Genomic DNA, 14,637 nt, shown 5'->3' on the forward strand with positions numbered 1-14,637 from the left:
TCACTCTCGTCCCGCCCGTCGTCACGACGATGTCGATGTCTGCTTGATCCCGACACCCACTCACGGTCGTTTTGGTCCGGACGTAGTCGTCCGGAATCATTCGACGTAACGTGACAACGTGACCCGCGTCGATGAGGAGACTCGCGATGGCGTCGCCCGAGGGATGCCTTTTCGACGTTAGTCCCTCGGGACGACGACACCGTTACGATCGCCACGCCGAGCGGGTCGATACAGTCTCGTGCCTGTCAGCATCAGTTGTCCGTCGTTTCTCAATCGGAGGGAGTTCGCGGCGATTCTGGATCATTGTTGTTAAACAATATTGACGACGATCAGTACGCCCAGCGATCACTGACTGAAACCGTAAACTCCGCCGTCAAGCGCTCGCTCGGCTACGCCATGCGCGCGTAGCTGGTACCGTGAGTTCCGTGAAATTGCTCTGATGTGTGCCGTCTACAACATCGTGTGTGCCATCAAACAGTGAAATCCACCGCCTTACAGCGATTCAACAAGGCCCACTATTGGCATTGCAACCAACTGAATGGGGTAACCCACGAATCCGAGCCGAATCTCGTGCTACATTCGCACTATCTCCCTACCAAGAGAGAATCCCGCCCTTTCTGTGAGGAGTGTTCCGAGGCGCTGTCGGAACCGCGGAACGACAGGGCGGGAGTGAATCCGACAACGCGGACACAAACCAATATCGAGGGGTTACTTGGCCAGTGCCTTTCCTTCCAGTCTCTCGAGTTCCTCGGTGGCAGCATTCGCGTTGACAAGCCCGGATCCTTGCTGGTCGGGTCCAAGTCCGATGTTTTCTGCGGATGCGGTGAGGAGTTCGCGGATTTCATCGTTAGAGAGGCCGTGTGCGGCTAGCAACGCTGCCGAACCCGTCACGTGTGGTGTCGCCATCGAGGTTCCCTCCATGACTCCATACTGATTTCCAGGCATCGTCGATAACACGAGAGTACCAGGAGCGGTCAGGTTCACTTCGGGGCCCGTGTTCGAAAACGATGCAAGCGAATCGTCTTTCGCGATCGCACTTACACCAATCACTTCATCGAGGTCCGCAGGGTAGTCCACCTGCGGGTGTCCGTCATTCCCAGTCGCCGCAACGAGCAGGAGCCCCTCCTCGTGAGCGAACTTGACAGCCTCGGTCTGTGTCTGCGTTGTCTCTGGTTCGCCCACGCTGAGATTGGCGACGTCGTAGCCTTTTCGTGCCGCATGCATGATACCAGCAGCTATGTCCGCATCGGTTCCAGTTCCTTGGTCATCGAGCACCTTCACTGCGTGGAGCGTCGCAGACGGACTCACACCGACGACACCAAAGTCGTTATCGACTGCGGCGATTGTCCCCGAGACGTGCGTGCCGTGGCCGTCGTCATCGGCCCACGCTTCATCGCTCTCGGCCGTGGTCTCGACGAAGGCAACACCCTCGCCGATGTTGGCATGTAGGTCTTCGTGCGTGGGGTCGATACCGGTATCGATGACCGCAACGTGGGTACCACACCCGGTCTCGCCTCGTTCGTGCGCCGCAAGCGCACCAACTCGTTCGATTCCCCAGGGCTTCCATTGCTCGACTTCGAGTTCCTCTTGTATTTGGTTGTCAGGATCGGTGTCAGGGAGATCGAGGCTCCGCTCGATGTTCTCTTCGACGAATCGAATATCCTCATGGTCACCGAGGGCGTCGAGGTCGCTCTCTGTAACTTCGACCGTGGTGATATCTAGCGCCTCGAACTCGTGGTGGACTTCTACCGCGATATCTCTCGCATGCGCTCTTCCTGCCTCGGTCTCGTGACCAACGTTGTATTGAGTCGTCGTCTCTGCATCCTGTGCTGCAGTCGTTCCGATGCTTCCAAGCGTTGCACCCACAATTCCTGCGGTGGCAGCTGCTCGGAGATATGATCGTCGTCCAATTCGGTTCTCGAATTGCGTTTCAGGTGGTTTGTTCATAGACGAACCACTCGCTATGATCACTGGGTAGGTATTCGTTTAATAACGAATACACATCCATTATTCGATAAGTAGTATCTATAGGGAGTATTAAATCCAACAGAAATTACAACCTATGAGTGAGATTGCGGGGAGTATTATCATGCTCACGGCAATCATAACAACGACCTAATACCACCAGGTCTACTCACGTGACTGAATTGGGCTCATTGAACGGTTATCGTTGTAATTCACTAGATGGGTTACTCGAGAGAAGGGACGTTCAAACAGGCGACGTGGGGTGCGTAGTGACGCCGTACCCGCTGGTCAGCTGACTCTCACACTGCACGGCCACTGAGTGAGTCTGCTCTCCTCACGGAGTTTCTCTGCTCGCTGGGCAATCTGGTTGAGGAACGGAAGGCGTTGTTGGTGCTGGATTTCGTAGGCGACATACGATTGAAGTGTCTCCATACCGATGGTCATCGCGATTCCCGTGTCAATGAGCCGGGGATTCGATCGACTCGAGGCGTTTGTGGCGTCAGTGACTCAACAGTGAATCAGTCTCTGACATCGTCGGATCCTCTCACCTCTCTGAGGAGCAAACAACACCACCATCCTTTAGCCGGGTTCGCAGTACGAGGGTGTGACCTACGAACCCGCCGTCGTCGGTACAGGTGAGCCATCACTGGGGACCTGTTGCTGGTACCGAGAGAGCTTCTTATACAGCAATAGGCCGATACCACTAACGTAGACGACTGCGACGGCGAGTCCGACGACGCCTGGGAGGTACGTCACAAGGGTATCGTAGATTCCGTGGAGGACCGCGGCGATGAGCAATCCCTTGATGACAATGGGAGCATACGACTCTGGATTGGCCTTCGCGAGGCCGAGGTAGTACCCAGCCAAGGCAGTAAGGAACACGTGGAGCGGCACAGCGGGCACCCGCCCGATCGCTCCACCCAAGGCCAATGTGAGAGTTGGATCGCTGGCCGAGCCTTGTGCAACTGCCGATGCGATGTACTCCGAACTTTCCAAGGCGGCAAAGCCTAGCCCCGCGGCGGCCCCGTAAAGTGCCCCATCAAGAGCTGTCCGAAAGCTCGAACGCTCGAAAGCGTATAGCCGGACAGCCGCCCACTTCACGAGTTCTTCGACCGGCCCGACGACCAGGAGTAAGGTCAGAGCTGTCCCAATGAGAGGAATATGGTCGATGATAGACTGAAGACTGCCCTCAACCAGGATGGCGATGCCGGCGAATGCCCCGCCGAGGAGGAACGTTACGACTAGCGCTTTGCGCGAGACCGTCGTCGGATTAATCCGTCGGATATACCAGACGATAAGCAGACCGCCTACCAGAGAGAGCATCATCACAGCGCCGAGCCACGGATACTGTACCAGCTCGGTCCCGACGGCCCCAAGTGGGTGTGCGGCAAAGAGTATGGCGATCACAGCCGCGAGGAAAACCCACCACCGACCAATGAATCCGGAGGCTCTGACCGTAAGATGATCGAGTCTCGTTCGATCTTCCCAGGTCGTCACGTCGTACTGCTCCCTGTCGTCAATGCTGTCTTCTGGATCATCTGAGACCATGCACCAACCGCGAGAATAATCTATAAAAATATTCACGATGGTGATCGGAAACACTTACTCATTGATGAGGATAATGAGGGAATAATCGCGTGAAAAAGTCTGTGAGTTATATGTGAACTACCCTATTTGCTCACGGCTGACGCCGCTCGCCGTGAGGAGTATGAGTACGACATGGCACCGTCTATAGTATGAGTTAGAAGTAATTACTCACTTTTGGGATAGAGAGTTGATCGAGAGCTGTATCAATTGCGGTTGTAAGATCATCGAGTGACTCAAAGAAGCGATTGCTGAGAGCGGCTTGGTGTTGTCTCCAGCACTCTTCGACAGGATTTAGCTCTGGCGAGTATGCCGGTAGCGTGACGAAAGCGAGGTCGTCACGTGCCACCAGGTCCGTGACGGCCGACGCCTGAAAATACGGCGCACCATCCAGCACAATGAGCAAATCACCTTTGAATTCTTTACATAATTCTAGAATGATATGTTTGGCGTGTTCGGCGGTTACGTACTCTTCGAATCGAGCGAAGAAGCGATCACCGAAGACGGTGATCGCGCCCAAGAGACACGTCCAGTCGCGTTGACCGGACAATTCGACAGACGGCCGCGTGCCGCGGGGAAACCACGCGGCACACGGCTCAACTTGCACGGATTTCTTGGTTTGGTCGATACAGACTACTGTGGCATCCATCTCCCGTCGCTTTTTTGAACTCCTCGCGGAACGTTTCTTGCTCGTCAGCATCAGATTCAGCGGCTGTACGGCGTGGCTTTTGATAACTCAATCCCGCTTCTTTGAGCAACCGACGGCAACTCGGGATTGAGTACTTGACATCGTAGGTTTCATGAAGATACTGTTGGACGAGTGCCGGCGTCCACGCCGGTGCGTCGAACCCAACTTCCTCAGGAGATTCGTGGACAGTTGCTTCGAACTGTTTTTACTCTTTTTCCGAGATCTTTCGATTTCTCCCAGATCGGTGAGCATCAGAAACAGTCTGCTCAAGCGACTCATCAGTATCGAGTCGCTTGAGCCAACTATAGATTGTTCGTCGCTCCACGCCGTACCACTCGGCTAGTTCAGTCTGCTCGACGTCGCTTTGTACGCTATTGGGGCTAAGAGCCGTTGTGTCGGCTTCTTTCCGTCCACATTGTCGAGAGCATCTTGCAATTTTTCGACTGAGATCTCGTCGAGGTGTTCCACTGTCTTTTGGGACACTCTACGAGTAAATAATTCTACCGGTTACTATAGACAGTGCCCCGCGAGCGATACGTAACTACTCGAACGGTTGGATACGCCGATATCGGTGAGTGTCGCGGATGGTTCATCCGTTCCCCAGTAATCACGTTTATTAACTGGCAGACCCACCCTTCGTGTAGACCAAACCAATGGGTTGCAAGATCGATTCTCTTATCGAACGCCACGGCCTGACAGTGCCCGACGCAGGACACGAATCTGTCGATGAGTATCTTGTAGCACGATGGACTGGATCCGATGGCCGGTCCGCTGACGGATACAAAGCCCTCACCGAGTGGTTCAACAAACGACTCCTGAAACGGTTGTACGAAGTGCACGGACGCGACACGGTGTCTGTCCATATAGACCGCGAATACGAAGTTATCACCGGTGACGCGGACATTCAACGTGACGAGCTAGCTGCTGATCTCGCTACTGATGGGCTTGATATTGACAATATTACGGATGAAATGGTGTCGTGGAGCACGATGCGTCACCACCTCAAAGGCTGTCTTGAGGCCGAAAAAGAGACGACGCCAGCTAAAACGGATTGGGAAGCAAACACCGTTCAGATGGCGCGAGAACGAACTGTCGAAAAAGCACGGTCCGTGCTCTCATCGCTTGCGTCGAAAGAGCGTCTCCGAGATGCGGAGCAAGCCGAAGTCGACGTGCAGGTCAAACTGAGTTGTCCGGACTGTTCTGTCCGGGTGCCCTTTGAGGATGCCGTCGAACGCGGGTATGTCTGTGATGCACACGCCGAAAATGAGCCTGAAGAGCCAGTGAGAGAACGTCTTAGCAACAAGTTGTCAGTTATTGCAGCCCCCTACATGGTCGCCGAAGCGCTTCAAACGACGTTCCTCGGTGAATCGCTCTTGGAAGCGGCTGTCGTTGTGCCGTTCTAACCATGACGTGGCATCTTTCGCTCGACAATATCGCGGGTATTCGAGAGGGTGCGGCCTCCATTGAGCCCGGGGTCAATGCAGTCCGCGCGAGTAATTGGCAAGGTAAATCGAGCTTTCTCGCGGGAATAAAGACCGCCTTCGGCACCGTGAAGCCGTTGACCGAAGGACAGTCAACCGGTCGAGCCGTTTTGGAAACTGACGATGACAACGACGAAGTCGTCGTCGAGTTAGAACGAACGAACGGGTCCGTCTCGCGGTCTGGCAACCCCTATCTCGATGAGGAATACGATCGCATCTGTGCGTCATTATTCGCCTTCCTCGACGAGGAAAACGAGATTCGACACGCAGTTCGAGTCGGCAAGAACGTAGAGTCAGTCCTCACGCAACCCCTGGATTTCGAGAATATCGACGAACAAATAGCGGATCTACGGGCCGAACGCGATCATGTCGAACGCGAACTCGAGCGGGCCGCACAAGCCGCTGATCGCCTCCCACAACTCCAGCAGCGAGTCACTGGTCTAGAGGGTGATCTCGAGGAGTTGCGGACTGAACGCGAGAACCTCGATTCTGACGCTGGTGCCGAAAGCGACGCTCGCGAACAACTCAGTGACTTCCGAGCGGAACGGGACCGACTGACGGCGAAAATCGACCGTCTCGAGACGACCGCCGAGCGCGTTCGCGACACCCTCTCGGAAAAACGCGCCGAACTGGAGTCGCTTACCGTGCGCTCGGGTGATGCGATCGAGACTGAACTCGAACAACTCAACGATGATCTCCGCGGTATCGAACGAGACAGGGAACTATTGCAGTCGGTCTACGAGGCGAACAAGCGGGTGCTCGATGAAGGTCGTGTCGAACTACTGACGGCGGTCTCTCACGATATGCTAGCGGATTCAGTGACGTGTTGGCTCTGCGGAAACGACGCGACACGCGACGATCTCGAGGCGCAACTATCCGCACTCGATGATCGGATCGCTGAACTCCGCTCACAAGCTGCCGAGATACAAGATCGCGTCGACGAACTCGAAGCGAAACGAGACGAGTTCAAGACGACACAGCGCCGGGAGACCGACTTGACCGACCGCATTGGAGACCTGGAATCCCGACTTGCTGAGACAGAAGAGAGCCTCGAATTAGCACAGGAGCGGCGAGACGACCTCGACTCTCGGATTACCGAACTCCAGGCGGAAGTCGATTCGACTGACGATCGCATCACCGATCTCGAAAGCGAGATCAAGTACACCGAGGCGGAACTAGCTGATGCACGCGCTGAACTCGACGAATCGGAGTCCCTTGCGGAACAACGCGATACGCTCGAAGAGGAGTATGACGCGTTAGCCGCCGATATCGCGGATCTCCGTAATCGAAAAGAAGAAATCAAGCGTCGGACGCGTGAGGCTTTCTCGTCGGCGCTTACGGATTTGCTCGAACAGTTCGATACAGGATTTGAGACGGCACGTCTCACGAGTTCATTTGATCTCGTTGTCGCACGCGAAGGACGCGAGGCTCAACTGGACGCACTGAGTGAGGGCGAACGGGAGTTGCTCGGAATCGTCGCGGCGCTTGCCGGTCACGAAGCGTTCGAAGTCGGCCAGCGGGTACCGGTGATGCTTCTGGACGGTCTCGGTGGGCTCGCAAGTGACAATCTACAAATCCTGGTCAAATACCTGGCTGACCGGACTGAATACCTCGTTCTCACGGCGTATCCCGAAAACGAAGGGTTCGATGCGAACGAGCTTTCGCCGTCCAATTGGCAGGTTGTGTCGCGTGAGTCGGATGTCGAAGCAACACCCTGATGGCAGTCTCTGATTGACGGAGCAGAGATTGATCCGTTGAAGCGGTCTGGATGCGGCTCTTTGGAATCAGTCCGATCATATGGGTCTCTGATCTGTTGCATAGCGTCGGTAGGGTGTGGGAGATGTGTACATGACGACTCCGAAGCGCTCTCTTCGGGACTTAGTCCGTAAGCGGGAGGAAGATTCCGAATCCGAAGACGGAGAAAAATCCTGTTGCGATACCGATCACCATCGAATCGAAGAGTGCAGTCTGTTCCCAACCGGGGAGTTGTCCGATGAGGGACGGGCCAGCTGCGGTTCCGATCGCACCGAGGAGAAAAAGGGCGACTCCGAGAAGGAACCCTCGCTTGGTATACGTTGCGTAGTCGAGTCTCATATTGTGCCCCATACTGCGGAATGAACGGAGGCTCAATAAAATCGGTTTCGACTCAGCGACCATCGACCGACCCGTTTTCTGCCCTATCCACCGCCAAGCAGCGCGTTCAAGAGGAGGTAGAGTGCGTAGCTAACGATTCCAGCCCCCAGCATCGATCCGACCCAGGATCCGACCGTGATGCCCACTTTTCGCGGTGAGACACCGCTCCCACTCGACGAGTCCGCGGCGAGTCCGCTCCCGACGATACTCGCGATCATCACTTTGTTGAACGAGATCGGAATCCCGAGGACGATTGCGAGCTGTGCAATTAAAAACGCGGGTATGAGGGCTGCAATCGAGCGCCTCGGCCCGAGTGTTGCGTACTCGTTCGAGACTGCTTGAACGAGTCGCGGACCTCGGATCCATGCGCCCAAGAGAATTCCGCCGCCACCGAGCGCAAGCAAGATGATTGCGGGCATCTGCAGGGTCGTTTCGAAGATCGTCTCGAGTGGCCCCGTCGCCAACCCGACCTGCGTGCCTCCACTCGTGAACACGACGATAAGCCCCAGCGCGACGAGGAACTGATTGATCCCGGTGGCCTCGTCTCGCTGTAGTAGGGCCCGTGTAGCGGCAAGGGCAACGAGGCCACCGACGACGCTTACGGCAATCATCCCCAGCGTGTAGGAGCCGACGACGGGAGTTGGGAGTAGATCGTACGTGGTGGCGAGATATCGAGCGACCGATCCCTGTGCGCCGCTCGGTGATGGGATGATCGTTAGCTGGATGTTCGCCAGCGCGTAACCGACTGCGCCAGCAAGGAACGGGATCCCGACGGTTTCGGGAAGACGGTCGCTTTGGAGGCCGCGTGCGAGCCCGTATGCGAGAACGCCCTCCACAACGGGAATCGCAAACCAGAACTCGAGAATGACGATGTATTCGTGGACTGCGAAACCACCGCCCAGTGCGATTCCGACACCGACCATCGCTCCGGTAACGGTGAATGCAGACGGGATTGGAATCCCATACGAGTTCCCGATCGTGATCAGGCTTGCAGCGGTCAACAAGGCCGCCGTTGCTGCAAGCGGTGTGATCGTGACGCCGGTGACGAGATCCTTGCCGATTGTCTCGGAGATACTGCCGCCCTGTAGTATCGCACCGAATCCGGCTACCACGCCGACCAGGAGGGCTGCTCGGAGGACCGAAAGTGCGTTTGCACCGACGGCGGGAGCCACGGGTGCCGAGTTGCTGTTCCCGCCGACTGTGAGCGACATGAATAGGGCCGCCAGTAGTGCGATCGGAAGAACGAGGATCGCGGACGCCATCGATCTATGCGTGCCCCGCTCGTACTCGCCAGTGATGCATCGAGATCGTTTGATGACGACTCGGTGTTCTCATCTCTTCGGGATCACGCTGCAAACCGGATGAATCCATCGAAACCACGCATATCGTCGCTCGTTGTGCCAATGTTCTGTATAAGTAATGGAACTCCAATGCGTTTCAACGAAGGTGACGGCACCGCAGCATTCCAAATCGTCTTTTGAACGCCACCGATGCTCCGATGGTCAATTCGAGCTAACAGTGAGGTAACAACCACTTAGTGATTGTCAGAGAAGCGGTGGTCGACGCTGCGACTGTTCACCTGCTTGGAAGGTCTATCTGGAACGATCGAAACGGAAGAGTTGATAATCGTCCGATTCAACCATCGAAGTAACTGTATGCCCGGAGAGCAGTTAGAGGAGTTTATTGGGAATCCAGCGATGCGTGAGTCGCTCTCTATTATCCTCGAACGGAGCGATGGCGGTACTGAAGAGCTTCAGTGGAGTGACGTGAGTGATGCAGTATCGAGTAGTCAGTGGGGACGGTTGATCCGAGAAGAAGTGCTTGTCGCGGGGGGAACCGGATTTACACTGGCGAACCCCGACGAACTGAAACAGCGGTTAGGAGTAACCGATCGTTCCGTCTCCAACGAGAGCAGTAGCATCGACATTGAGTCCGTGTCGTGGAACTGGTACGATAAAGCGGCGGGGATAACTGCGCTGGCTTTCTTCACCGGCTATTGGAACACTGGTATTCGAGATTTCATCGCATCGTTCGATAACGTCCTGCTCGCGCCGATCACAGCGCACCTTCCGTTTCATATTGTGATACTATTGCTTGCTATAGTGACCGGACTCTATTCGACCCTCTTGCAATCGAGGCTGATGGATACCGAGAAACTCCAGCAGTATCAGGAACGGATGAACGACTTGAAAGAACGACGGGAGGCGGCCGAGGAACGCGGTGATGAGGAGGCGCTTGAGCAGATTCAGGAAGAACAGATGGAAGCCGCGAGTGACCAGCTGGGGATGTTCAAAGTGCAGCTTCGACCGATGGTCTGGATAATGCTGTTGACAGTTCCAGTGTTTCTCTGGCTCCGGTGGAAGGTGCGAGGCGGTCACTTGGGAGTTTCAGAATCGGGAATGGTCGTTCCGATTGCTGGTGCTGTGTCGTGGCAAGAGGCTCTCTTTGGACCGATGTCGACGTGGATCGTCTGGTACTTCCTCTGTTCGATGGCTTCACGGCAAATCATCCGGAAAATATTCAACACCCGATCCACCTCCGCAGCCACATCATAACAATGACTAAGTGGTTGTTTCCGAAGGGCCCTCACCCGGCTCGGTAGCCTCGATTACTCGTTGTATCGGTGAGGCGCTCATTTTCACAGATACGGGTCGTTCGGAGGTTCAGCGTTGGACCCAACTCCCGTTTGAAATCAGATGAGGTCTCGAGCGCGGCAACCTTCGGAGGGAGTCACGTGAACGGTAGCTTAGCCTTCCCTTGCTGGCTCTATTCGTTTCCGCAGTCACCGGGACCCACCCCACCTCACATTGTACGATTTCGCGGCCTTGTCAACGAGCAAGTGTTTTCGCGAGTGTGAACAGGAACGTATAACTCGCACCGTTAGGTTGGTTTCACTATGCCCTCGATCAGTGACCGCTTCGAATCACCCCTTTCAACGACCGTCTTTCTCGTTGGAACGCTCCTCGTGATTTCGGGAGCCATCGGGATCCTTCTCGATATCGTGTCGAAGCAAACCGTGTCCGGATTGGGAATGTGGACTGATCTGGACCTCGGAATAGTCGGTATAATCACCGTCACTGGCGCTGTTTTCAAGAACCATACACAACAATCTGCAGAACCAGTATCGGATACCGACCACCGACCCACCCGTCCCAAACGGGAAATCTACATCACACGGTCTCTTCTCGAGACGCTTCTTCAACTTGCCCGTCAAGCCGAACCGAACTCGCTTTCGATCGGTCTTGCAACGACACCCGCAGGCGAGTTGAACGGTGCTGATGGCGTATTCCACATGACGCCGGTTTTCACCCATCTGTATTTGCCAGAACAGCCGAACTCAGTCAGTTCCGTATTTGGCGTTGATTTGCATACACCGCCTCAGCGCACACAGGGACGATTCGTCACGCACCCGTTTTCGGAGCTTCGATTGACCAAACGTGACGACTTGCACGAGATCGTCTTCGTTGCTGTCCCGCCGTGGGATGAAACATCCGTTGGGGCATTTGATCGAGCCGGTCGCCGTCACTCACTGCGTATACTAGATGCAGTGCCGCCCGAAGAACCGCTGCCACAGCCAAAACAGTAGTATTTTTGTCCCCGACTCATCAACCTCTATTCGAACGTCACTCAGCCGTATTAGCTACGGTGGCAGGGAGCGAATAGTCTCGTTTCTCTGTCACCCGACCGCGCTAGAGTGACAACGCTATCACAATCCATGAGAGGAAACAGTACTGCCGTCTGTCTCCGACGGTCGCATTGTTGTGAATCACTTTGTCACGCTGAACGAGAGTTATGAGTTGGAAAGAAACCGCTGAGCCTATCCTTGTCCGGATGCCGGCCGTTCGTAGTCCCGAGGGCCACGTTCCGTTTCGGCGGAAACTCGCGTGGACGGCGGGGACACTTGTGCTGTACTTCTTCCTATCTAACATCTACCTTTTTGGTGCAAACCAGGGAAGTGATATCTTCGCTCAATTCCGATCGATACTCGCGGGCGGTCAGGGAACGGTGCTTCAACTCGGAATCGGTCCGATCGTGACAGCGAGCATCGTCTTGCAGTTGCTTGGCGGGGCGAATCTGCTCGGAATCGATACGGAGGATCCACGTGATCAGGCCCTCTACCAGGGATTGCAAAAGTTCCTCGTCCTCGTAATGATCTGCCTTACCGGCCTGCCAATGGTATTCGCTGGCGGGTTCCTTCCCGCAGACCCGCAACTCGCTCAAACACTGGGGGTCTCACTGGGAGTGATCAAGTGGTTGATCTTCTTCCAAATCGCCGTTGGCGGCGTTCTCATCCTACTTATGGACGAAGTCATCAGCAAGTGGGGTGTTGGGAGCGGTCTCGGCCTATTCATTGTCGCCGGCGTAAGCCAGAAACTCGTTGGTGGGCTCATCGCGGTCCCCGGTATTACCGGACAGGATTCCGGCATCCTCACGACGTGGGTTCGAATACTGATCGGTGATGTTTCAGTGGGATCCCCATTTACAGCATACGGGCTTCAGTCGCTGATATTCGGGGTTGGCGAACTCCTACCATTGTTCACAACCCTTCTCATCTTCGGACTTGTCGTGTATGCCGAAAGTGTTCGCGTCGAGATCCCCCTCTCGCATGCACGGGTAAAAGGCGCTCGCGGGAAGTTTCCGGTGAAACTCATCTACGCAAGCGTTCTACCGATGATCTTTGTCCGAGCAATACAGTCCAATATCCAGTTCTTCGGCCAGCTATTGCACAGTCAGTTGCGTGAGGGCTTGCCGACGTGGCTCGGCGTCTATAATTCGAATGGCCAGCCCATCGACGGCCTGTTCTACTACCTCAATCCAATTCACAGCCCTCAACAGTGGATGTGGTGGGCAGGTGCTGCCGGTCATTCCCCGTGGCAGATCTTACTACGTGTGTTCATCGATCTCGTATTCATGATCGCTGGCGGGGCGATTTTTTCGATCTTCTGGGTCGAGACCGCCGATATGGGTCCCAAGGCAACGGCCAATCAGATTCTGAACTCCGGAATGCAGATTCCTGGTTTCCGGCAGAACCCCAAGGTGATGGAACGAGTTCTTGAGCGCTATATCCCGCAGTTAGCTATCATCGGGGGTGTTCTCGTCGGGTTGCTTGCTGTGCTCGCGAATATGCTCGGAACGATCGGCGGCGTCTCTGGCACATCGCTCTTGCTCACGGTGAGTATCACGTACAAGCTATACGAGGAAATAGCCGAAGAGCAGTTAATGGAAATGCATCCGGTAATGCGGCAGATGTTCGGCTGAGTCACGGGTCTCGTTCCGGTTCCCGTTTCTCACGCTGATCGTCATTTCAGAAGCGCTCCGACCGCAGTTTTGCTTTCTTTGGATCGTAGAAACACGCCATCAGAGCTGCGCTAACGGGAAACAGATGGAGAAGAGATGGTAACCGAGACCGTAAATCAGGACATCGATCACACGGTTCGCGCCACTCGGAAACGTTCCACTCCGTGTGTTCGACGAGTTCGACTACGGACCCGGCCGTGAGTACTCACCAACGCGTTCTTCGAAATTGCTGTCGGAAACCACGGTACTGAAGAATACCAACCGCGATTGATGAACTCGAATAACAATGGCTTAGGGGTTGTTATTTTTCCGGCGCTGTAGGGCGACCCCACGGCTGGTGTCTTCCAGATACTGTCCGAGAACCATAATTTCTCTGCGTGTATCCGGTTTGGACCACCCCCTACGAACGTTCAGCACCTCTGGTAGCCACTGAAACGGTTTATACACTGATCGTACAGCCGTCGTACGATCAGGCGTGCACTGACTTTCAGTAGCTACTATAATTCAACGAGCATCGGTGGTGTCTCCTGAACGAGCACCCATTTCGTGGAGACGAATGGCAACGCCCGTAGCGTATTCCCCGGCCACTTGTTTTTCCAAGATCCCCTAGATGTCCGCTATAGCTCTTGTTAAGCAGTATTTCAGTATTCCGGCACTGTCTAGTTAAGCCAGTTTGAGAAGTGAGCAGGTCGTTGAGTTTGTTTGGGACAATGCTCGCAGACCTGCTCAGCGAGTGCTTTGCNGGCACTGTCTAGTTAAGCCAGTTTGAGAAGTGAGCAGGTCGTTGAGTTTGTTTGGGACAATGCTCGCAGACCTGCTCAGCGAGTGCTTTGCGGCGGATTTAGAAGAAACTTGGGAGCGTGAACGGACGGCGACGCCCGTCAGGGCGTTCGCTGTCCGGCTTCACGCGACCGGTTGTTCGCTCAGAGAAACAACAACGATTCTCGCGGAATTAGGCGTTGAACGCTCTCATCAAGCAGTTTGGCAATGGGTACATCGGCTAGCTGACAGCGTTCCAGACCCGCCGACGGCGAAGCCGTCGCGGGTCGCGGTTGACGAAACCGCTGTCAAGATTAACGGCGAGTGGTCTTGGTTGTACGCTGCAATAGATCTCGATACGAAACTCATTCTTGACGTTGCGTTGTTCGGACGCCATGGCACCGATCCGGCGGCTGCGTTCCTGTCTGGACTCGCGGAGAAACACGATCTCTCAGACACGACGTTTCTCGTCGATCAGTTCGGCTACCGGACTGCCCTTGCTCGATTAGGATTGAACGGTCGGGTTGACTATACCGACCGAAACCTCATCGAAAAATGGTTTCACACACTCAAAATGCGCCTCGACCGTTTCCACAACTCGTGGGTGGGCAGTCGGCAGAGCGTTCGCCAATGGCTTGCATTATTTGCGCATTACTACAACCGCCTCAGACCGCATCAATCGCTTGATAATCGAACGCCAGCTGACGAGGTGCTAAACTAGACAGTGCC

General features: G+C 55.1%; 10 protein-coding genes and 3 pseudogenes. 7 read left to right on the top strand and 6 right to left on the bottom strand.

Features of this window, described 5'->3' with window-relative positions; translation table 11 throughout:
• Positions 1–37: 37 nt before the first annotated feature.
• Positions 38–100, bottom strand: a pseudogene (locus C480_RS24785) (MogA/MoaB family molybdenum cofactor biosynthesis protein); the annotation flags it as partial.
• Positions 101–318: 218 nt separating this feature from the next.
• Here C480_RS24785 and C480_RS22365 point away from each other — a divergent pair.
• Positions 319–481 (top strand): annotated as a pseudogene (locus C480_RS22365) (IS5/IS1182 family transposase); the annotation flags it as partial.
• A 227-nt stretch (positions 482–708) separates the two neighbouring features.
• Here the strand turns inward: C480_RS22365 and C480_RS17495 are convergent.
• The 3 genes and pseudogenes from C480_RS17495 to C480_RS22370 form a co-directional block, all read right to left on the bottom strand.
• The gene (locus tag C480_RS17495) at positions 709–1,866 is read right to left on the bottom strand and encodes a S8 family peptidase (protein ID WP_006666956.1); all 1,158 of its coding nucleotides are present in this window, start codon (positions 1,864–1,866) and stop codon (positions 709–711) included.
• 708 nt (positions 1,867–2,574) lie between these two features.
• A complete protein-coding gene (locus tag C480_RS17505) occupies positions 2,575–3,513 on the bottom strand; it encodes a PrsW family intramembrane metalloprotease (protein ID WP_006666958.1) in 939 nt (312 codons plus the stop codon).
• A 193-nt stretch (positions 3,514–3,706) separates the two neighbouring features.
• A pseudogene (locus C480_RS22370) lies at positions 3,707–4,705 on the bottom strand (IS630 family transposase).
• 185 nt (positions 4,706–4,890) lie between these two features.
• Here C480_RS22370 and rdfA point away from each other — a divergent pair.
• A complete protein-coding gene (gene rdfA, locus C480_RS17515; protein WP_006666960.1) occupies positions 4,891–5,640 on the top strand; it encodes a rod-determining factor RdfA in 750 nt (249 codons plus the stop codon).
• Positions 5,641–5,642: 2 nt separating this feature from the next.
• On the top strand, positions 5,643–7,436 hold the full coding sequence (locus C480_RS17520) for an archaea-specific SMC-related protein (RefSeq protein ID WP_006666961.1): 1,794 nt from the start codon (positions 5,643–5,645) through the stop codon (positions 7,434–7,436).
• A 160-nt stretch (positions 7,437–7,596) separates the two neighbouring features.
• On the opposite strand, the gene C480_RS17525 is transcribed toward C480_RS17520, so the two are convergent.
• On the bottom strand, positions 7,597–7,824 hold the full coding sequence (locus C480_RS17525; protein WP_049903894.1) for a DUF7860 family protein: 228 nt from the start codon (positions 7,822–7,824) through the stop codon (positions 7,597–7,599).
• 71 nt (positions 7,825–7,895) lie between these two features.
• Positions 7,896–9,113: an inorganic phosphate transporter gene (locus tag C480_RS17530; protein WP_006666963.1), complete on the bottom strand. Its 1,218-nt coding sequence runs from the start codon at positions 9,111–9,113 to the stop codon at positions 7,896–7,898.
• A gap of 393 nt (positions 9,114–9,506) precedes the next feature.
• Here C480_RS17530 and C480_RS17535 point away from each other — a divergent pair, with 393 nt between their 5' ends.
• From C480_RS17535 to C480_RS17545, 4 genes are all read left to right on the top strand, one after another.
• The gene (locus C480_RS17535) at positions 9,507–10,406 is read left to right on the top strand and encodes a DUF106 domain-containing protein (RefSeq protein ID WP_006666964.1); all 900 of its coding nucleotides are present in this window, start codon (positions 9,507–9,509) and stop codon (positions 10,404–10,406) included.
• A 341-nt stretch (positions 10,407–10,747) separates the two neighbouring features.
• Positions 10,748–11,437: a hypothetical protein gene (locus tag C480_RS24790; RefSeq protein WP_394296355.1), complete on the top strand. Its 690-nt coding sequence runs from the start codon at positions 10,748–10,750 to the stop codon at positions 11,435–11,437.
• A 206-nt stretch (positions 11,438–11,643) separates the two neighbouring features.
• Entirely contained in the window at positions 11,644–13,110 is a 1,467-nt protein-coding gene (gene secY, locus C480_RS17540; protein ID WP_006666965.1) for a preprotein translocase subunit SecY, read from the top strand.
• Between the two features lie 841 nt (positions 13,111–13,951).
• The gene (locus C480_RS17545; RefSeq protein ID WP_006666966.1) at positions 13,952–14,629 is read left to right on the top strand and encodes an IS6 family transposase; all 678 of its coding nucleotides are present in this window, start codon (positions 13,952–13,954) and stop codon (positions 14,627–14,629) included.
• Positions 14,630–14,637: the final 8 nt, after the last annotated feature.

Origin of the sequence: Natrialba aegyptia DSM 13077, assembly GCF_000337535.1 — an archaeon.
Taxonomy (GTDB): Archaea; Halobacteriota; Halobacteria; order Halobacteriales; family Natrialbaceae; genus Natrialba; species Natrialba aegyptia.